An 18,554-nucleotide genomic window follows, 5' to 3' on the forward strand; every position below is an offset into this window, starting at 1 on the left:
ATTTACTTCGGATGCTAACTGATTTAGCACCTTGCAATGTTTGTCTTTTATGCGTAATTTGAGTGTCTTCATCCAATTATTTTAACAGTATTTTTCTTAATAGTGACTATAGTACAAGTATTTAAAAAGACATTTCGTGTCGTTCATATGATTTACTCCAGTCGCTTGTATCCTCGTGCTGAACCACGAGGTTTTACGCTCCAGTGGATAAATTTTTTCAAAAACATATTTTTCCGCACTTGCTGAATCAAGTCATGCAAACCCCATCCTTAATGGATTTGCGACGAGAGCTTTTATTGAGCGTATCGGGAGAAGTTTTGGAAATTGGCTTTGGCACAGGTTTAAATTTACCTTTTTATCAAGGTGTAGATACCGTGTATGCCTTAGAATCCAATGCAGCAATTTTCCAATTGGCGCAGGAACGAATTGATGCAGCACCGTTCGTGGTTGAGCAGATCACCGCAAGTGCAGAACAACTGCCTTTTGCAAATAATCAATTACAGCATGTGGTATCCACTTGGACGTTGTGCAGTATTCCAGACCTAGAACAAAGCTTGCGAGAGATTTATCGTGTCTTACAACCGGGCGGCACTTTGCACCTCGTAGAACACGTTTTAAATCGACAAAACTTAAATATTCAGCGTTTGCAACATCTGCTCACACCAATTCAAAAGAAAGTTGCAGATGGCTGTCACTTAAACCGTGACATTGAAATTGCCCTACTCGAAACTGGTTTTGAATTGGGTGAAGTCCAATATATTGATATTGCAGGCATTCCAAGTCTTGCACAGCGCATGTTATTGGCGCGAGTACATAAACCTCTTTAATCACAATCCTCAAAATCAATCCGAATGGTTTCAAAACGCAGTCTGCCCTGCTGAATGGCCTGCGCAATTGCTTGCTGACCTTTGGTCAAACGTGCGCCACCACTTTTAATATCAATTAGGACGATTGCAATATCTTCGGCATGCCCATTGCCATCCCGATAATCGGTATAGCCATCAAACACGATATAATCAACAGGATCACCTAAAAATTTGGCATCGCTCGGTAAATACTGAAATTCGGGCATAATCGGTGCTAATTGCTCTGCCATTTTGCCTTTCAGTACCGCACGACTGGTATTTACACTGCGCTTTTGTGCCTGCAATAATGCCTGCTGATGTGACAGTTCAATTTCTGCAATATATTGTTCATACTCGGCTTTAATCCGTCCATTGCGGCTATTGCTTAAAATTAAGGTGGTCAGCACCACGCCTATACAGGCACCAATCAGCATCGCCATCCAGATTGACATAAAACCTTCCTAAACCTTTTTTGCAGAACTCGATACGACTTTTGTCAACTGTCATATTCCGAGCACAAAACAATGATATGCTAGGGATGAGCAGATTAAAATCGATTCGAGGGTCATGAAAACTATATTAATTGCCAACCAAAAAGGTGGCTGTGGAAAAACCATTACGGCTATTAGTTTAGCATCTGCGCTTGCACAAAAAGGCTATAAAGTTGCTTTGGCGGATGCCGACAATCAAAAATCTGCGCTGCAATGGTTAAAACAACGACCAGAAACAGCCGCTCCAATTCAAAGTTTAGATTGGCGTCATGAAAAGTCGATTGGCGATGCACCCAAAAACATTGAATATTTAATTATTGATGCACCTGGCGCATTATCGGGCGAACATGCCGAGCAATTGATTAGTGAAGCGCATGCGATTATTACTCCGCTGCAACCTTCTTTTTTCGATATTGACTCAACCCGCCGCTTCTTAAAACACTTACAAGACATTAAGCGGATTCGTAAAGGTAAAGTCCAAATTTTGCTGCTGGCCAATCGGGTCAAACCCAACTCTGCCAGCTCTAAAGATATTCAGGATTTTTTCCAGAAAATCGAGCAACAGCCTGTGGCATGGATTTCAGAACGTGCAGCCTATGGACAATTGGCAATGCAAGGTTTAAGTATTTTTGATAAAACCCAAAAAACTTATCTGCAAATGCAAGATCAATGGCAGCCTGTACTGAATGCCATTGTAGATGACCCTGCTCAATGGTTTTAAAGCCTAGAATCGCCACCGTTTAGAACTTATTCACCAGAACTTACCAAGCTCTCGTTTTCGGGAGCTTTTTTTTCAGTTAATATGGCACATGACCTTAGGAATGTTTCAGTGAATTCAGTGCAACAGTACGCGCCAACATTACAAAAAATTTTATTGTTTGGACTGTTTTTTGTCCTGATCTTTTTGGGTTTTCACATACTCAAATATTTTATTGTTCCTGTTGTTTGGGCAGCAATCATTGCCTATATGAGCTGGCCACTATATCAGTCGGTGCTACGTTTATGCGGTCATCGTCCTACGCTTAGCGCAGCCTTAATGATGCTGATGGTCACGTTGGTGGTCGGCATTCCACTCACTTTTGCCATTTTTATCCTGCAACATGAAGGTCGCAACTTATATTACGAATTACAAAAACAGGTCTTTTCCGGACACTTAAATGTCCCTGATTTCATTCGCAATTTACCTATTATTGGTAAAGAAGTCACCCGCACCCTTAAAGAAATTAATCACGATCCGAACAGCATTGTGCAATCCATTTCCTTATGGATTCAAGGGCATTTAAATTACGGCAAAGTGGTGATTAATGAAGTCAGCAAAAACCTAATCAAACTTGGTTTTGCCCTGCTATCGTTATTCTTTTTCTACCGCGATGGTCACACCATTTTGCATCAAGTCAGCAAAGCTTTGGAAATGGTGATTGGGCCACGTATTCATCACTATTTAGATACTATTTCTGAAACCACACGTGCTGTGGTCTATGGCGTTGGACTCACCGCAATTGCGCAAGCCTTACTCGCAGGCGTGAGCTATTTTGTCGCTGGGGTACCTAATCCGATGGTACTGACCATTGTGACTTTCTTATTTGCCTTAATTCCGTTTGGCCCACCGTTAGCTTATGGTTCGGTGTCGCTGTGGTTATTTAGCCAAGGGCATACCATGGAAGCCATTGGTGTGATGGCGTGGGGCGTGTGTGTGGTCAGCACTGCTGATAACGTGATTCGTCCTTTGGTGATTTCGGGTGCCACTCAAATTCCATTCCTGTTGATCATGTTTGGAGTTTTAGGTGGAATTGCCAGTTTTGGTCTGATTGGTCTATTTATTGGCCCTGTGATTTTGGCAGTCTTACTCGCTATTTGGCGTGAGTGGTTGCATGAAAACAATCAGCCCGAAGCTTTAATGATGCCTAAAGCCACACTTGCCCACGACCTACCCGAAGACGATTCATCTTCCAATTCAAAGCTTAATTAAGCTTTCTTTCTGATCATATTGCTCATTTAGCTGTGTTGATCTGAACAAATCAGCTCAACACAGTACATACATACTACTACGCAAACGTTGTATTGTAACGTGGCTAACTTTGTTTCAATCAAGACATCCCTAAATATTATGCACAACAAACAGGATGTCTTTTATGCGCTCAATACTTAAATTTGCCAGTCTTGCTGCTTTTAGTGGTGTCGTACTCATGGGTTGCAGCACCACCGCAACCACACAAGAAAAATCAAAATTAGTGAAAATGCATGCTGTTTCAGCACAAGGGATTGGCAAAGAATTAGGTACAGTCGAACTACGTGACAGTGCAGCAGGCTTAGTCATTCACACCCAACTCCAACAACTCCCTGCAGGGGAACGAGGTTTTCATATCCATGAAAAAGGTTCATGTGCAGCAGCAGAAAAAGATGGAAAAATGGTTGCTGCTTTAGCAGCGGGCGGACATTTTAATCCCAAAAATATCCCGAATCATGGTACACCGCTTACAGGACATTTAGGGGACTTACCGGCTTTAAGTGTTGCAAACGACGGAACAGCTAAAGTGACTGTGATTGCACCCCGTTTAACATTGGCACAAGTTGAAGGGTTGGCCTTGATGATTCATGCAGGCGGTGATAACTATGCCGACCATCCAAAACCATTGGGCGGCGGCGGTGAGCGAATTGCCTGTGGGATTATTTAAGCGAGCATGATGCATTTTCAATAAAACATTTATTACCAATTGTGGATAAGTTAAGGGTTATACACATGCCTTTCGACTTATCCGCAAAAAGTAAAATTTATCTTTTTGAGGATTATTCTCAAACGACACTCAATGCAGCTCTTCTTGCTTTATATCGGTCGTATTTCATAACCACACTTACTCGTTTTTGAATAACTTGCTACTATTTTGCACAAAATTAGCTCAATTTTGCAGCCATCGTATCTAGCTCATCAATGTGCAGAGCTCCCAACAGCTCGTCTTTGCGATTGTCACTATTTGCGCTACACTGCTGTTTTATCGACATGAAAAAGATTTGGGCATGAACATTAAAACATTACGTTGGGTTGGGTTCCTAGAAGGTATTTCATTCTTATTGTTGTTATTTATTGCTATGCCCATGAAATATATGTTCGATAACCCAATTTTAGTGAAATATGTAGGTATGGGACACGGCGTATTGTTTATCGCATTTTTAGTGGTGCTTTTTGTGGTTTGCGAAAAACAAAAATGGTCTCTTAAAATGTTTATTTTGGGCTTAATTGCTTCAATTTTACCTTTTGGTCCGTTTGTTTTTGATGCTAAATTGAAAAAGATGGAACAACCAGTACAAGCTTAATCTGCAAGTCCTTTTCAGCTTTCATCACATTACACATTTTCTGAAATTTAATTTATAAATCAAATATTTCCAAGGTGATGCCACATCGCCTTGTTTTATGATGTAGCTAAAAAATTTAAACCCTTAAAACTGCCCTGCAGCAACTCGCTCCTGCATCACCTGTTTAAGCATCATGCGTGGCAAACTAAACCAGAGCGTTATCAGCACCAAACAAGCCAAACTATACGCCCAAATATCAAACCGCATATATAAAACACGCACCAGTTCAATCACAATAAAAAAGCACAGCATCAATAGCATTGAAACACTAGCAGCAACAGTACCTTTAGACACTTCCGATGACATTAAGGCGAAACGGTATAAGACTGAGAAGCTCACTCCCTCACCAAAACTAATCAAGCTCATACCAATCACCAAACACCAAACAAAATAGCTTTGCCAAATTGCCCCCAATACGATCAGCACACTACCCAACAACATTAAAGGTAAACCAATCAAGACTGTTTTTCCTAAAGGTAAACGGTCAATGACTTTCATCAGTACCAGATTGCCTAAAATCAAACCACCCAAAACAGGAAACTGCGCCAAACCGTATTGCAGACTACTAAAGCCTAACTCTTCCACCAACATCACGGGAGATAACGCAATCCACAACATTAAAGGCATGCTCAATAATGGCAGCGCCAATGTCAAACCTAAGAATCTGGTATTTTTAAAAACTTGCTTAAAATCATCCCATACATCTCGAAATGGAGGTTTGGAAATACGCTGCTGATTTTCAGGCATTTTGGCTTTCAGTCCAAACCAACTCAAAAATGCCAACAGTGCTATGCCGATAAAACCCCAATGCCAAGAAACATGCTCAATCATAAATGCACCTAAGACTGGGCCGAGCAAGGGAGCAAGTAAAGACACGTTCGCCATGAGTGCCATGACTTTAATTGCATCACGTTCTGCAAAATTTTCCTGAATAGCCGCATAACCGACTGCACTAATGACTGACAAACCAAAACCTTGAAAAAAACGAAGAACAAGGAAGCTTTCAATATTCTGAGTCAATAAGATCAATAAACAGGTTAGGGTAAAAAATGCCACGCCGCCCAATAATACTTTTTTGCGTCCCAAACGGTCAGAGAGTGGCCCCAATAACCACGCCACACAAGCACCGCCAAGCAAATAAAATGACATGGACGAAGCTGCCCATGCACTACTGACACCAAAATCTTGTGTGATGGCCAACATTGCGGGTTGAACCAAGTCATTGCCAATATAAACTGCGAACTCAAACAAGACCAAAGCCAAGGGAAACATGAGTGTGGCACGTTGAATGGTATTTTTTTGCTGCTGTGGCATGAGTTGTAAAGGACTAAACGATGCAAGTCAGCCACGTTTAGCCCATAAAATAGAAAATTGAACTGCAGTTTAACAGAGTTGAATGGCAAATTTGTGGCGCTTTTTTTAAGCCCGTTAAATAAATTGCGGCACTTGATGTGACATCAGACCAAGTTAGGCATCACCTCCTTCAGCAGGTTAAGGCGATACGGTATTGCCCAATTCATAATATGAAATACCGAAAGTACAGGATAAAACTACCCACGGCAATGAGGCGATCATTACAGTGTAGAAATGCTAGCGTTTTGATGGACATGCTGCGCTCACACGTTTTTGAATCGAATGAAGTCATCCTAAATAAAAGCTGTGGATAACACGAGTATTATCCACAGACGCTTTGTTGCATTTTTAGAACATCATGCAAGATTTACCTAAGCCCTACAGCAATTTAAGGACATTTTTTGCTTTGGAAAGTCTTGGTATTTTTACCACGTGCGCATAAGTAAGCGGTTTGCACATCACCCTGCTGCCATTGTCCATTAATATTTTTAAAGTGATAAATACTACGAATTGAACGTACCGAATCATCCATTAAGCCTGTTTCGGTAATTTTTACTTCTGCCGCAGTTGGTGCTTCGACACGGTTAAAGTATTGACGAATTTCAACGGTAGCCAATTCTTTACGCAAATCTGGACGTTGTTTGAGTACCTGCGCCAAAGGTGTTTCTGCAGGCGTAACTTGTGAAATAATATTCTGTGTAGTCGCACAGCCTGACAATAACGCAACACCCAATGCGGAAACCGTGATTAAACGCAACATAACTCCTCCAAAATGTTGATTATTATTTATGCTTCTATGATGCCCTGTTAGCGCAGAAACGCTAGAACAGAAATGTAAAATTAAAACAGCGGCATAAAAAAACGCATCACGAGGATGCGTTTTTCAATTCACTTAAATAAATGAAAGGCGAAAGGAATTACAAATCAAATAATTTGCCTGGGTTCATAATGCCTTGAGGGTCAAAAACCTTTTTCAACGCTTTCATATATTCAATTTCTTCAGCTGAACGTGAATATTCCAAATATGGTTTTTTGGTCATGCCTACACCGTGTTCTGCAGAAATAGAACCATCATATTTCTTCACAGTATCAAATACATACTTATTTACCACCTGACATTTGGCAAAGAATTCGTCTTTGCTTAAATCGGCAGGTTTAAGAATGTTCAGGTGCAAGTTACCATCACCAATATGGCCGAACCAGCAAATTTCAAAGTCAGGATAGTTTTCTGCCACAATTGCATCAATTTCCTGAATAAATGCAGGAACATGAGTAATCAATACTGAAATATCGTTTTTATATGGAATAAACGGTGCAATCGACTCAGAAATGTCTTCACGCAAACGCCATAAACTTTCAACTTGGTCTAGGCTTTGGCTCAATACGCCATCCATCACCCAGCCTTGTTCCATACAGTGTTCAAAAATTTCCATCGCCTTGTCCATAATTGGCTCAAATGGCGCTTCAAATTCAAGTAACACGTAGAATGGACATTGGGTTTCAAATGGACGTTGCACATGACCATGATCCAAGACCTTTTGCATCGCCAATTCACCAAAGAATTCAAATGCAGTCAGATCAATTTTAGCTTGGAAAGCATGTAATACAGGCATCACCGAATTAAAATCAGGTACGCCCAACACCATCACTTGCAAATCTTGCGGTTGGCGTTCTAGCTTAATTTCAGCTTCGGTCACTAAGCCAAGTGTGCCTTCACCGCCAATAAATAAATGTTGCAGCGCATAACCTGTTGCGTTTTTGATCATGCCTTTGTTCAGACGCAGGATATCTCCTTTGCCTGTTACCACAGTCAGACCCAACACCCAGTTACGGGTCATGCCGTATTTAATGACTTTAATACCGCCCGCATTGGTACCAATATTACCGCCAATTTGTGAAGAACCTGAAGATGCAAAATCGACTGGATAATACATGCCTTGTTCTTCGGCATAGTTTTGTAGTTGCTCAGTCACCACACCCGCTTGCACACGTACCATACGGTCTGCAGGGAAAAATTCCAAGATTTGGTTCATCTTGTCCATGCTGACTACAATTTCACCATTGGCTGCCACCGCACCCGCAGATAAACCTGTACGTCCGCCCGATGGAGTAATGGCCACATTAAACTGATTCGCCAGTTTTACAATGGCTTGTACTTGCTCTGTGCTTGATGGGAAAACGATGACCGATGGGTTCGGATCAAAATGCTTTGTATGGTCACGACCCCAGTTTTGGAGGCTATCAGCATCCGTTTTAATACGGTTTTCACCGACTATTGCCGTTAATTGGGTCAATAACTCAGGGGTTAAAGCGACTGGAGCATTCATCGTTTGCAGACCTAGCAAGAATTAAACAGGAAGAAAAGCGACTGTCTGCACATCTTGATCTATTTGAAGATGAAGATACTGCAGACTAAATATGTGCATCAAAGCAACAGCGTGGGTTGGCTTTCATGTGCGCCGCTTATTATAAGCGATTTTTTTGAAAAACCTGTGAATATTGGCAATTCCGATAATATAACGTGGTAAGAACAGGGCAATTTTGGGCAATATTTCTGAAAGAGATTATATCTGACAAAAAATACCTGCACTCTTGGTCATAAAGGAAATGTATATCGACCCATCTCCTATGTTATCATACCGCCACTAAATTTGGCCTTTGTAGCGGAGCCGTAATGAGCCAACATCTTTCACTACCTAAAGATAAAATTCGTTTCTTGTTGTTAGAAGGCGTACACCAGAACGCAATCGACGTGTTAAATGCAGCGGGTTATACCAACATCGATTATCGTAAAACGGCGCTTGAGGGCGATGCGTTAAAAGAAGCGATTAAAGATGCGCATTTCATTGGAATTCGTTCACGTACACAGCTAACTGAAGAAGTTTTTGAAGCTGCGAACAAACTAATTGCGGTAGGTTGTTTCTGTATTGGTACAAACCAAGTGAACTTAACTGCAGCAATGGAACGTGGTATTCCAGTTTTCAATGCCCCTTATTCAAACACCCGTTCGGTTGCAGAATTGGTATTGGCTGAAGCAATTTTATTGCTACGTCGCGTACCTGAAAAATCAACCGATACACATGCAGGTGGCTGGAACAAGTCTGCAGTCGGTTCATTTGAAACACGTGGTAAAACTTTAGGTATCGTGGGTTACGGTTCAATCGGTTCTCAACTTTCAGTATTGGCTGAAAGCTTGGGTATGCAGGTCATTTATTATGATGCTGTAACCAAGTTACCTTTAGGTAATGCACGTCAAGTTGGCTCTATGGGCGAATTATTGGCAAATGCTGACGTGGTTTCTTTACACGTTCCAGATGTACCATCTACCCGCAATTTCATGGCAAAAGAACAATTTGCACAAATGAAAGAAGGCGCAATTTTCATTAACGCGGCACGTGGTACTTGTGTGGTGATTGAAGATTTAGCAGATGCCATCAAGTCTGGTCATATTGCAGGTGCTGCAGTTGACGTATTCCCGAAAGAACCAAAAGCCAATGGTGAAGAATTTGTTTCCCCACTACGTAACCTACCAAACGTGATTTTAACACCGCACGTGGGTGGTTCGACCATGGAAGCGCAAGCGAACATTGGTTTAGAAGTGGCAGAGAAATTTGTTGCATATTCAGATAAAGGTATGACTTTGTCTGCAGTGAACTTCCCTGAAATTGCATTGCCATTAACTGAAGGCAAGCACCGTTTATTACACATTCACCAAAATATTCCAGGTGTATTGTCTAAAATCAACAACTTGTTTGCTGAACATGGCATCAACATCTCTGGTCAGTCACTTATGACCAAAGGTGATGTCGGTTATTTAGTGATGGACGTTGATGCGACTGCATCTAAAGAAGCACTAGATACTTTACACGAAGTTGAAGGCACAATTCGCGTACGTGTCTTGTTCTAAGACCATACGCTGATGCTACAAAAAACCACAGTCTTAGCACTGTGGTTTTTTATGTCTGATCTATGGGCATGACCTTGAGTTGCCACAGCCCTGTATTTTTAAACTTGCTATAATCTGCCTGACCTTCCCATTTCCACACTGTTGAGTATTTTTCTGCCCCATGCCAAACGCCCAACTCACTGCGGTGTTGTTCATGGTTTTATCCATGATCTCCTATCAAATCAGTGCTTCTTTTGCCAAACAATTGTTTCAGGTGCTTGACCCGCTTACTGTGACGATTTTGCGACTGTGCTTTGCCAGTGTAATTGTGGCAATCATGTTTCGCTCATGGCAAATTCTGTCGCGGCTCGCACATTTAAAATGGCGTGATTTATTGTGCTATAGCGCAGCCTTGGGCTTAATGAATATTCTGTTTTATCTATCTTTAGGTAAATTGCCACAAGGTATTGCGGTGGGTTTAGAGTTTGTCGGGCCTTTGGGCTTGGCTTTATTATCCATTCAAAACCGTAAAGATTATGTCTGGGTGTTGTTGGCGATTTTAGGCATTATTCTTATGGTGCCTTGGGGACAAGCGCAGGGTGATCATTTTAGTCTGTTTGGTGCAGCGTGTGCCCTAGGTGCAGGATTGTGCTGGGCTTTTTATATTTATTTTGGGCAAAAAGTGGTGCAACAAAATATTGGCATGCACGCGCTGACCATCGCCATCAGTATTTCAGCTTTGGCTTTAATTCCCTTCGGACTGTATAACAATGCCCCTGCACTTTTTGAAACCCAGTATTGGGGCAAGGCGCTTGCCATTGCAGTGCTTGCCACGGCCATTCCTTATGCGCTGGATTTACAAGCCTTAAAACAACTCAGCAAAATGAGTTATGGCACACTTTCCAGTTTATCGCCTGCTTTGGCTGCACTGACAGGCTTGGTATTGTTGGGTGAGAAAATTACTTCACTGCAATGGCTCGCCTTATGCTGCATTATGTTAGCTTCGGTCGGCGTTACTTTTAGAGCAGTAAAAAAATCCAAACAGCCGCAGAATATTTAAACCAGAATGTTTAAACCAAACTGTCTTTAGACATCTGTTGGTATTTTTCATATTCTGCCAAATATTGCTTGGCTAGACTTTGTTTTTGCTGTTCAGACAAAATTTTACCTGCCTGCTGAAAAAAGCCATGTTCTTCTTCTTTTAAATGATGATGCACTTTATCTGACAGTTGCTTTGCAATGGCCAACCAACCTGTGTTGCTCATTTCAGTTTCGATTAATTGTTCGAGTAATTCATCCATTTGATGATGCTCTGCCAAAGCATGGCGAGTGATATTTAAACCCGCATCAGTCATCATTAAGGGAATATAAAAATAGCGATCTTCTGCCACTGCATGCGCAAATAATTCATTTTTAAGTTGTTCAAATACCGCTCTACGTTCAGGGCTATCACCTGAAGTTTGCGTCAGTTGGCGGGCTAAATCTCGTTGGATGTCGTGACTTTGGCGTAAAGCTTCAAAAATATTCATGTGCAGCCCTCTATTTTTAACCCATGCGCGGCGAACAGATTGATAAGAATCTACTCGCATATCCACATCGGTTTTGGAGTCAGTTTTGATTTCGTTTTTTAATCCTCTAGCTACTGTATAAAGGATCAATCCGAATTCCTGCAACTATTTGTATAGAAAGCTTTAATTCACTTACCCACTTTATTCAAGTTATGTATCTGAGCAAAATTTAGAGATTTAAAACCCGTTTCGGTACCAAGCGCTTTTTATCTGTAATTTCAGCCAAACCTAAACACTTTTCACCATCAAAGACCAACACTTGCGCTGCTGCAGGATGGTCAATATTACTTTCCATGCCACGACTAAAATATTCAGCGCGTCCTTCAGGGACTTGAATGTGTAGAAAATGCTGCACAGGTGCATACGCAGGCAGCAATAAAGCCTCACGTTCTGCTTCACTTAAACTTTCCAAATATTCAATGCTATAACTTGGAATCAGGTCAAAATGTCCCGTTTTAATCCGATGCAAATAGGTCAAATGTCCATAAGTACCCAAGGCTTTGGCAATGTCTTCACCTAAAACACGAATATACGTGCCTTTAGAACAAGTCACATCCAAAGTGATGCTCTGTTCAGTAAAAGACAGTAACTCAATGGCATAAATTGTGACTGGACGCGCTTCACGTTGAATTTCAATGCCTTGTCGTGCCAATTCATACAACGGACGCCCTTCTTTTTTTAAGGCAGAATACATGGGCGGAACTTGCATAATATCGCCCTGAAATTGTGCCAATACCTGTTCAATGCTCTTTTGGCTCAATGCAGGTACAGCCTGCTGCAACAGCACTTCACCCTCGACATCTCCCGTGGTGGTGCTGTGTCCCAATTGAATGGTGGTTTGATAGCATTTCACCGAATCGAGTAAATAGTGCGAAAATTTGGTCGCCTCACCCAAACAAATCGGCAGTAAACCCGAAGCCAATGGATCTAATGCTCCCGTATGTCCTGCTTTTTGCGCCCGATATAACCAACGCACTTTTTGCAATGCTGCATTGGAACTGATGCCCAAAGGCTTATTCAATAAAAATACACCACTAATGGCACGACGCTGGATTTTAGCCGCAGATGATTTCATAGCACACATAGGTCAAAGCAAAACTGCGTCATGGTAACAATCTGCCGCGATAAATGACAACATTTCTAGAACAGCGATTTACTTTTATGGCATATTTGGGGCTTAGGATTAAAAAAATAAAATGGATATACAGGTGCATTGGAATGCAGAAACATAAAATATGGATTGTTTTAGGCGTAGTGATACTGCTCATTTCAACTTTGGTGTATTGGCTGATGCCACAATCAAACTCCCCCGATACATCCCCCCAGCAAAGCTCAAATGATGAAACATCTCAAGCTTTGAGCATGCAGCAAGCCATGCAAAATAACCCTGCTGCAAATTTTTTAAGCCCAAGTCAGCAGGACACCGAAGTCAATTGTCAGCTTAAACTCGATGCAAGTAATCGTCTGATTGTGAATGAGCAAACCCGTAACTGTTTTGAATATTTTATTACCCAATATGGCGAAAAAAGCATTGAACAGATTCGTGGTGATTTTAAAAGCTATATTCAACAAGGGCATAAAGAGCCTGCCTTATCGCAAATTTTAGATTTATGGCAGCGTTATTTGGACTATCGCAATGCGCTTGGACAACTGCAAGCACCGAATTTAAATCAGGAAGATCCGCAATATTACCGCAGCATTTTTAGCAGCATGCAAAATCTGCGTAAACAATATTTTTCTGATTATGAAATTGAAGGTTTATTTGGTACGGAAGATGCCTATCACGAATATACCCTAAAGCGCATGGCAGTCATGGATGATAAAAAATTATCTGAAGCTGAAAAAGCACGACAATTGCAGGAATTATTTAAACAATTACCTCAAGATTGGCAAGAAAATTTAGAACAGCTGAACACCTTGCAAGATTTACGCAGCTTGACTGCGGCAATTAAAGCACGTGGTGGTTCTGCTGCTGAAATCCGCCAAATGCGTTTAAATCTGGTTGGTCCAGAAGCAACCCAACGTTTAGAACAATTAGATGGGCAACGCAGTCAGTGGAAATCACGAGTAGAGGATTATTTAAGTGCGCGTGATCAAATCATGCAAAGTGGAATGAATGATCAAGCCAAGCAACAAGCCGTGAAACAATTACGCGGACAGCATTTTCAAAATCCACAAGAGCAATTGCGTTTAGAAACCTTTGAACAGGTACATGATCAAGGTGGAAAATTACCTTTTGCTGACTAACATATCTACATAGGAAACTGGGGCATTCAACATGCCCTATTTTTATGCCTGAAAAGCTGTTTTAGTACAAACTCACCACAACGATTTAATATACAAATGTCTATAAATATTAAATAGATATCAATATGCATGTAGATTTACAAATCTCTGGGACAATGCGCAATAACTGTCCCCAAATGATATGTTTTTTCTAAATTACGCATGAAAAAATACCTGAGCGTACAAAAAATAGTCGAGGATGACTCACAATAACATGCCGTAAGCAACGGCAATTTGCATATCTGAGCTTTCAGGAGGGAAGCGAAGCCACCACTTCACTTGTAATAAAAATAAAGAACACAGGATTGTTTTATGACCATCATCTCTAACATACGGGCAATTACATTGGCTGTCACTGGCTGCTTGCTCGGTTCAATGGGTGTCGCTCAAGCTGCTCCAAGCGTGTTGCCTATTCAGGAACAGGCCAAATCTGACTATGCCAAAACCAAATATCCATTGCTCATGGTACACGGCTGGCTCGGATGGTCACGCATTGGCAATGAAACCTTTAATATGGATTATTGGTATCAAATTTTGCCAGATATGGCACGTAATGGCGCAACCGTATTTGCCGCACAACTCTCCCCTGCACACCGTACTGAATTTCGAGGTGAGCAACTGATTGCCCAAGTCGAAGAAGTCATGGCAATCACTGGCAAATCCAAAGTCAATTTAATTGGTCACTCACATGGTGGCCCAACAGTACGTTATGTAGCTGCGACCAAACCTGAATATGTGGCATCAATTACGGGCGTTGCAGGTACATTCCGTGGCTCCAAAGTTGCCGATGATATTCAAAATAATCGTTTATCACGCACCGCGTTTAATATTTTAGGCGACTATATGGTGGCGCCTCTCATTACTTGGGCGCAGCAACAGCCAGACATGCCTGTGGATTTTGATGCCTCGATGGCTTCTTTAACCGAAACAGCGTCTGCAGATTTTAACCGTCGTTTTCCAACCACAGCCTTGGCCGCAAATTGTAGCAGCAGCGGTGCCAAAGTAGATCGCGGGATTCATTACTATTCATGGACAGGTGTAGCACAAGCCACCAATTTACTGGATATTGACACTGTTTTAATGCAACTCGGCCCACTGTCTTATGGCAATTTAGACAACGATGGCATGGTCGCACGTTGTAGTACCCACATTGGACACGTCATTCGTGACAACTACCGACTAAATCATACCGACCTTGCCAACATGATGTTTGGCTTAACGGGCTTGTTTGCACCTGACCCAGTTGCACTGTATCGACAACATGCCAACCGATTGAAATTACAAGGTTTGTAATAGTAAAGCTCATTTCAATCTTGGCAAAACCATCTTCCTGTGCTTGAAACTCAAGTGCAAGAAGTTCAATAACCATGAATCATTCAGAACTTGCAATCTAGCAAATTTCCTGAATAATGATATTTGACAATAGATATTGTCATGCTAGGAAAGCACAATAAAATAGAGGATGTTATATGAAATATGGATTATTCATTGCAGGCTTAATTGCGGCTAGTACCTTCAGTACCGCGCACGCATCCAATGCAGAACAGGTCAAATCTAACTTCGTGATCTCCAGTTATGCCAAAACCAAATATCCGATTGTGTTTACTCACGGTATGGCAGGCTTTATCAATATTGGTGGAGATCAGTTAGGTGTCGATTATTGGTACCAAATTTTACCCAATTTAGCACGTAACGGTGCTAACGCTTGGGCAACCCGCGTATCTCCATTTAACTCATCAGAAGTTCGTGGCGAACAATTGGCACAACAAGTCGATGAAATTCTTGCGATTACAGGCGCAAGCAAGGTCAACTTAATTGGTCACTCACACGGCGGTCCAACCATTCGTTATGTTGCAGGCGTCATGCCTGCTCAAGTCGCCTCTTTAACTGCTGTAGGTTCACCAAATAAAGGCTCACCTGTGGCCGACTTTATTTTGAATGTACAAGGTGCACCGCTCGAAAAACCATTAATTGATATGGTCAATTTAGTGTCTAAAACCATTACTTGGGCACAAGGTTTAGATCCAAATAGCTATCCACATGACTCATTGGCAGGTGCCAACAGTTTGAGCACCACAGGTTCAGCACAATTTAACAGCAAATTCCCAATGGGTATGCCAACGACAAGTTGTGGTGAGGGCGCTTATCAAGAAAAAGGCATCCAGTTCTATTCATTTACGGGCAATACGGCTGTCACTAATTTACTTGATCCAGACTCAGCCATGTTGGCGACCAGTTTGTTGATTGATAATGGTCGTGATAATGATGGTTTGGTATCACGCTGCAGCGCCAAATTTGGTAAAACCATTCGTGATAACTACTATTGGAACCACTTAGATGAAGTCAATCAACTCTTGGGCATGAAAGATATTTTTGCACCAGATCCTGTTGATGTATATCGTCAACATGCCAATCGCTTAAAAATGCAAGGTTTATAAACTCAAATACCAGACATAAAAAAATGCGCCTAAACGGCGCATTTTTTAGCTGTAAAGCAAAGTTAAAATTAACCTTGTTTACGTGCTGGTAATTTCTCACGAATACGTGCAGCTTTACCAGACAATTCGCGTAGGTAGTAAAGTTTAGCACGACGAACGTCACCACGACGTTTCACTTCGATTTTCGCAACGATTGGAGAGTGAGTTTGGAAAACACGCTCAACACCAACACCGCTAGAAATTTTACGTACTGTGAACGCAGAGTTCAAACCACGGTTTTTCTTCGCAATTACCACACCTTCAAATGCTTGAAGACGCTCACGATCACCTTCTTTTACTTTTACTTGAACGATAACTGTATCGCCTGGTGCAAAAGCTGGGATGTCTTGCTTAAGCTGTGCATTTTCAACAGCTTGTACTAAAGGATGCTTACCACTCATGGGGTATCTCCAGTATGTGTGGGTCAGAAGAGGTCTGATTTCCACTGGGTCTAGAGGCTAAAGCGCATAGGCCCGATTGACTTTCCCTTTATGCCTGACCGCTTCAATGCATAAAGAGCCTATTTAAGACTACAAACCAACTGCCTGTAGCCATGGTGCTTAGATAAACCAATTATTTGGTCTACCCTTGCGAATCTTTTAGCCATTTTTTTTGCTGCTTGCTCAACTCAACTTTTTCAATCAACTCAGGTCGACGCTCTAAAGTCCGTTGATAACGCTGCAAAAACCGCCATTTTTCAATATTGGCATGATGACCCGACTTTAATACTTCAGGCACATCCAACCCTTCAAAATGGTCTGGCTTGGTATATTGTGGGCAATCTAAAAGACCATCCACAAAAGAGTCTTGCACATGAGATTGTTCATCAGACATTGCACCCGGAAGTCTCCGGATAATACTGTCTAACAACACCATCGCTGGTAGTTCACCGCCTGATAAAACGTAATCGCCAATCGACCATTCCTGATCGACATAATGCTGAATTAAACGCTCATCGACACCCTCATAACGACCACACAATACAATTAATCCATCATATTCAACGAATTGCTGTACTGCAGTCTCATTTAGGGTTTTGCCTTGTGGTGACATATACACCACAGGTACATGAACTGCACCCGCTTGCTGTGCAAGATTTTTGGCATGCTGGATTGCTTGCGCCAAAGGCTCTGCCATCATCACCATACCTGGACCACCACCAAATGGACGTTCATCCACCCGTTTGTAGTTGCCCTGTGCATAATCACGTGGATTAATACAATGAATTTGCATCAAGTCACGTTGTGCTGCACGTCCGCTAATACCGTAAGCTGTAATCGCTTCAAACATTTCAGGAAAAAGCGTAATGACTGCAAAAAACACCGCAGACTCCTCTATTTTCCTGCTCTGCGAATCCTGAAAGGATTAATAATCTACGCCCCAATTCACGTAGATGCGACCCGCTTCGAGATCAACGCGTTGTACCACATCTTTATGCCATGGAATCATACGCTCTTCGCCATCGACGCTATCGGCAGTTGCGCGAACCACCATCACGTCATTGGCACCTGTTTCAAACAGTTCATGGATTTGACCGAGGTTCACTTCTTGTTCGTCATCGTCCAGACCTAACACTGTTAGACCTTTTAAATCAGACCAATAATACTCGTCCACGCCTGGTTGAGGCAGTTGCGCTTTTGAAATCCAGATATTTGCGCCAACCAAGTTGTCTGCTGCGGTACGATCACTCACACCTTTTAAGCTGACCACCAAGCCTTTGCCATGTGGTTTCCAACGTTTTACATCGACCATTTGCCAACCTGCTTTGGTTTCAATGTACCAAGGCAGGTAGTCAAATATGTTGCTCATGGGTTCTGTATTGGAATAGACCCAGAGCCACCCATTTAATCCATAAGCTGAACGTAGCTGTCCAATCTGAATACGATCTTCGGGCACATTCTGTGTTGGTGTCATGGGCTACCTACTACTTAATTCATTAAATTATGCAGCAGCTGCAGCTTTCTTCGCTTGAGCAGCTAAAGAAGCAACACGTTCAGAAGGTTGAGCACCTTGTGCAACCCAGTGAGCAAAACGGTCAGCATCTAAACGAAGTTTTTCTGCTTTACCTTGAGCTGTTGGGTTAAAGAAACCGATACGTTCGATGAAACGACCGTCACGCGCATTGCGGCTGTCAGTTACAACGATTTGATAGAATGGACGCTTTTTAGCACCACCACGAGTAAGACGAATAACTACCATGATACAACCTTATAGTTTTTACGGATTATCCCTGTATCGACCATCGATACATTTCAAACCCCTTTCATAGAGGGCAGTATTTTACGTGAATTTTGCCC

General features: G+C 41.9%; 20 protein-coding genes. 10 read left to right on the plus strand and 10 right to left on the minus strand.

Annotated elements, in window-relative coordinates; translation table 11 throughout:
* Positions 1–254: 254 nt before the first annotated feature.
* Entirely contained in the window at positions 255–827 is a 573-nt protein-coding gene (locus FTV52_RS07210; RefSeq protein ID WP_042068701.1) for a class I SAM-dependent methyltransferase, read from the plus strand.
* On the opposite strand, the gene FTV52_RS07215 is transcribed toward FTV52_RS07210, so the two are convergent.
* Entirely contained in the window at positions 824–1,297 is a 474-nt protein-coding gene (locus FTV52_RS07215) for a Holliday junction resolvase-like protein (RefSeq protein WP_004974557.1), read from the minus strand. The two genes, FTV52_RS07210 and FTV52_RS07215, sit on opposite strands and share 4 nt — an antisense overlap.
* A gap of 115 nt (positions 1,298–1,412) precedes the next feature.
* Here FTV52_RS07215 and FTV52_RS07220 point away from each other — a divergent pair, with 115 nt between their 5' ends.
* From FTV52_RS07220 to FTV52_RS07235, 4 genes are all read left to right on the plus strand, one after another.
* Positions 1,413–2,057: a ParA family protein gene (locus FTV52_RS07220; RefSeq protein ID WP_004974554.1), complete on the plus strand. Its 645-nt coding sequence runs from the start codon at positions 1,413–1,415 to the stop codon at positions 2,055–2,057.
* Between the two features lie 117 nt (positions 2,058–2,174).
* Positions 2,175–3,305 carry an AI-2E family transporter gene (locus FTV52_RS07225; RefSeq protein WP_373683415.1) on the plus strand — a complete coding sequence of 377 codons (1,131 nt, stop codon included), beginning with the start codon at positions 2,175–2,177 and terminating at the stop codon, positions 3,303–3,305.
* Positions 3,306–3,468: 163 nt separating this feature from the next.
* Positions 3,469–4,011 (plus strand): superoxide dismutase family protein, encoded by a 543-nt coding sequence (sodC, locus tag FTV52_RS07230; protein ID WP_179990364.1) that lies wholly within the window; start codon positions 3,469–3,471, stop codon positions 4,009–4,011.
* Positions 4,012–4,351: 340 nt separating this feature from the next.
* Positions 4,352–4,648 (plus strand): DUF3817 domain-containing protein, encoded by a 297-nt coding sequence (locus FTV52_RS07235; RefSeq protein ID WP_004974548.1) that lies wholly within the window; start codon positions 4,352–4,354, stop codon positions 4,646–4,648.
* A 123-nt stretch (positions 4,649–4,771) separates the two neighbouring features.
* On the opposite strand, the gene FTV52_RS07240 is transcribed toward FTV52_RS07235, so the two are convergent.
* The 3 genes from FTV52_RS07240 to FTV52_RS07250 all read right to left on the minus strand — a co-directional run bounded on the left by FTV52_RS07240 (position 4,772) and on the right by FTV52_RS07250 (position 8,367).
* Complete coding sequence (locus FTV52_RS07240; protein WP_179990366.1) at positions 4,772–6,001, minus strand: MFS transporter; 1,230 nt, start codon at positions 5,999–6,001, stop codon at positions 4,772–4,774.
* A gap of 427 nt (positions 6,002–6,428) precedes the next feature.
* Complete coding sequence (locus FTV52_RS07245; RefSeq protein ID WP_004974545.1) at positions 6,429–6,800, minus strand: hypothetical protein; 372 nt, start codon at positions 6,798–6,800, stop codon at positions 6,429–6,431.
* A gap of 157 nt (positions 6,801–6,957) precedes the next feature.
* A complete protein-coding gene (locus tag FTV52_RS07250) occupies positions 6,958–8,367 on the minus strand; it encodes an FAD-binding oxidoreductase (protein ID WP_004974544.1) in 1,410 nt (469 codons plus the stop codon).
* Positions 8,368–8,714: 347 nt separating this feature from the next.
* Here FTV52_RS07250 and serA point away from each other — a divergent pair, with 347 nt between their 5' ends.
* Together serA and FTV52_RS07260 are read left to right on the plus strand one after the other, a co-directional pair.
* Positions 8,715–9,947: a phosphoglycerate dehydrogenase gene (gene serA / locus FTV52_RS07255; protein ID WP_104852617.1), complete on the plus strand. Its 1,233-nt coding sequence runs from the start codon at positions 8,715–8,717 to the stop codon at positions 9,945–9,947.
* Between the two features lie 160 nt (positions 9,948–10,107).
* Positions 10,108–10,986 carry a DMT family transporter gene (locus FTV52_RS07260; protein ID WP_154320281.1) on the plus strand — a complete coding sequence of 293 codons (879 nt, stop codon included), beginning with the start codon at positions 10,108–10,110 and terminating at the stop codon, positions 10,984–10,986.
* 10 nt (positions 10,987–10,996) lie between these two features.
* On the opposite strand, the gene FTV52_RS07265 is transcribed toward FTV52_RS07260, so the two are convergent.
* Both FTV52_RS07265 and truB read right to left on the minus strand, forming a co-directional pair.
* Positions 10,997–11,455 carry a hemerythrin domain-containing protein gene (locus FTV52_RS07265; protein WP_179990368.1) on the minus strand — a complete coding sequence of 153 codons (459 nt, stop codon included), beginning with the start codon at positions 11,453–11,455 and terminating at the stop codon, positions 10,997–10,999.
* A gap of 208 nt (positions 11,456–11,663) precedes the next feature.
* Positions 11,664–12,569: a tRNA pseudouridine(55) synthase TruB gene (truB, locus tag FTV52_RS07270; RefSeq protein ID WP_179990370.1), complete on the minus strand. Its 906-nt coding sequence runs from the start codon at positions 12,567–12,569 to the stop codon at positions 11,664–11,666.
* 143 nt (positions 12,570–12,712) lie between these two features.
* On the opposite strand from truB, the gene FTV52_RS07275 reads away from it, so the two are divergent.
* The 3 genes from FTV52_RS07275 (at position 12,713) to FTV52_RS07285 (ending at position 16,218) form a co-directional block, all read left to right on the plus strand.
* Positions 12,713–13,741 (plus strand): lipase secretion chaperone, encoded by a 1,029-nt coding sequence (locus tag FTV52_RS07275; protein WP_179989063.1) that lies wholly within the window; start codon positions 12,713–12,715, stop codon positions 13,739–13,741.
* A 414-nt stretch (positions 13,742–14,155) separates the two neighbouring features.
* Positions 14,156–15,073 carry a triacylglycerol lipase gene (locus tag FTV52_RS07280; protein ID WP_225531238.1) on the plus strand — a complete coding sequence of 306 codons (918 nt, stop codon included), beginning with the start codon at positions 14,156–14,158 and terminating at the stop codon, positions 15,071–15,073.
* A gap of 176 nt (positions 15,074–15,249) precedes the next feature.
* The gene (locus FTV52_RS07285) at positions 15,250–16,218 is read left to right on the plus strand and encodes a triacylglycerol lipase (protein ID WP_179990372.1); all 969 of its coding nucleotides are present in this window, start codon (positions 15,250–15,252) and stop codon (positions 16,216–16,218) included.
* A gap of 68 nt (positions 16,219–16,286) precedes the next feature.
* Here FTV52_RS07285 and rplS read toward each other — a convergent pair whose 3' ends face one another.
* The 4 genes from rplS to rpsP all read right to left on the minus strand — a co-directional run bounded on the left by rplS (position 16,287) and on the right by rpsP (position 18,456).
* On the minus strand, positions 16,287–16,658 hold the full coding sequence (gene rplS, locus FTV52_RS07290; RefSeq protein WP_004974529.1) for a 50S ribosomal protein L19: 372 nt from the start codon (positions 16,656–16,658) through the stop codon (positions 16,287–16,289).
* A gap of 181 nt (positions 16,659–16,839) precedes the next feature.
* A complete protein-coding gene (trmD, locus tag FTV52_RS07295) occupies positions 16,840–17,580 on the minus strand; it encodes a tRNA (guanosine(37)-N1)-methyltransferase TrmD (RefSeq protein WP_179990374.1) in 741 nt (246 codons plus the stop codon).
* Positions 17,581–17,622: 42 nt separating this feature from the next.
* Positions 17,623–18,171, minus strand: coding sequence for a ribosome maturation factor RimM (rimM, locus tag FTV52_RS07300; RefSeq protein WP_004974527.1), 549 nt, complete (start codon positions 18,169–18,171; stop codon positions 17,623–17,625).
* Between the two features lie 27 nt (positions 18,172–18,198).
* Positions 18,199–18,456 carry a 30S ribosomal protein S16 gene (gene rpsP / locus FTV52_RS07305; protein WP_004974526.1) on the minus strand — a complete coding sequence of 86 codons (258 nt, stop codon included), beginning with the start codon at positions 18,454–18,456 and terminating at the stop codon, positions 18,199–18,201.
* Positions 18,457–18,554: the final 98 nt, after the last annotated feature.

The sequence above is a fragment of the Acinetobacter sp. YH1901141 genome (assembly GCF_013416935.1).
GTDB classification, from domain to species: Bacteria; Pseudomonadota; Gammaproteobacteria; order Pseudomonadales; family Moraxellaceae; genus Acinetobacter; species Acinetobacter towneri.

Coding starts and splice junctions, on each gene's coding strand:
- FTV52_RS07220 (WP_004974554.1), top strand. CDS start 1,413: ATGAAAACTATATTAATTGCCAACCAAAAAGGTGGCTGTGGAAAAACC.
- FTV52_RS07245 (WP_004974545.1), bottom strand. CDS start 6,800: ATGTTGCGTTTAATCACGGTTTCCGCATTGGGTGTTGCGTTATTGTCA.
- rimM (WP_004974527.1), bottom strand. CDS start 18,171: ATGACACCAACACAGAATGTGCCCGAAGATCGTATTCAGATTGGACAG.
- FTV52_RS07260 (WP_154320281.1), top strand. CDS start 10,108: ATGCCAAACGCCCAACTCACTGCGGTGTTGTTCATGGTTTTATCCATG.
- FTV52_RS07265 (WP_179990368.1), bottom strand. CDS start 11,455: ATGAATATTTTTGAAGCTTTACGCCAAAGTCACGACATCCAACGAGAT.
- FTV52_RS07275 (WP_179989063.1), top strand. CDS start 12,713: ATGCAGAAACATAAAATATGGATTGTTTTAGGCGTAGTGATACTGCTC.
- FTV52_RS07215 (WP_004974557.1), bottom strand. CDS start 1,297: ATGTCAATCTGGATGGCGATGCTGATTGGTGCCTGTATAGGCGTGGTG.
- rplS (WP_004974529.1), bottom strand. CDS start 16,658: ATGAGTGGTAAGCATCCTTTAGTACAAGCTGTTGAAAATGCACAGCTT.
- FTV52_RS07235 (WP_004974548.1), top strand. CDS start 4,352: ATGAACATTAAAACATTACGTTGGGTTGGGTTCCTAGAAGGTATTTCA.
- FTV52_RS07250 (WP_004974544.1), bottom strand. CDS start 8,367: ATGAATGCTCCAGTCGCTTTAACCCCTGAGTTATTGACCCAATTAACG.
- FTV52_RS07240 (WP_179990366.1), bottom strand. CDS start 6,001: ATGCCACAGCAGCAAAAAAATACCATTCAACGTGCCACACTCATGTTT.
- FTV52_RS07285 (WP_179990372.1), top strand. CDS start 15,250: ATGAAATATGGATTATTCATTGCAGGCTTAATTGCGGCTAGTACCTTC.
- FTV52_RS07210 (WP_042068701.1), top strand. CDS start 255: ATGCAAACCCCATCCTTAATGGATTTGCGACGAGAGCTTTTATTGAGC.
- FTV52_RS07280 (WP_225531238.1), top strand. CDS start 14,156: ATGGGTGTCGCTCAAGCTGCTCCAAGCGTGTTGCCTATTCAGGAACAG.
- serA (WP_104852617.1), top strand. CDS start 8,715: ATGAGCCAACATCTTTCACTACCTAAAGATAAAATTCGTTTCTTGTTG.
- rpsP (WP_004974526.1), bottom strand. CDS start 18,456: ATGGTAGTTATTCGTCTTACTCGTGGTGGTGCTAAAAAGCGTCCATTC.
- sodC (WP_179990364.1), top strand. CDS start 3,469: ATGCGCTCAATACTTAAATTTGCCAGTCTTGCTGCTTTTAGTGGTGTC.
- truB (WP_179990370.1), bottom strand. CDS start 12,569: ATGAAATCATCTGCGGCTAAAATCCAGCGTCGTGCCATTAGTGGTGTA.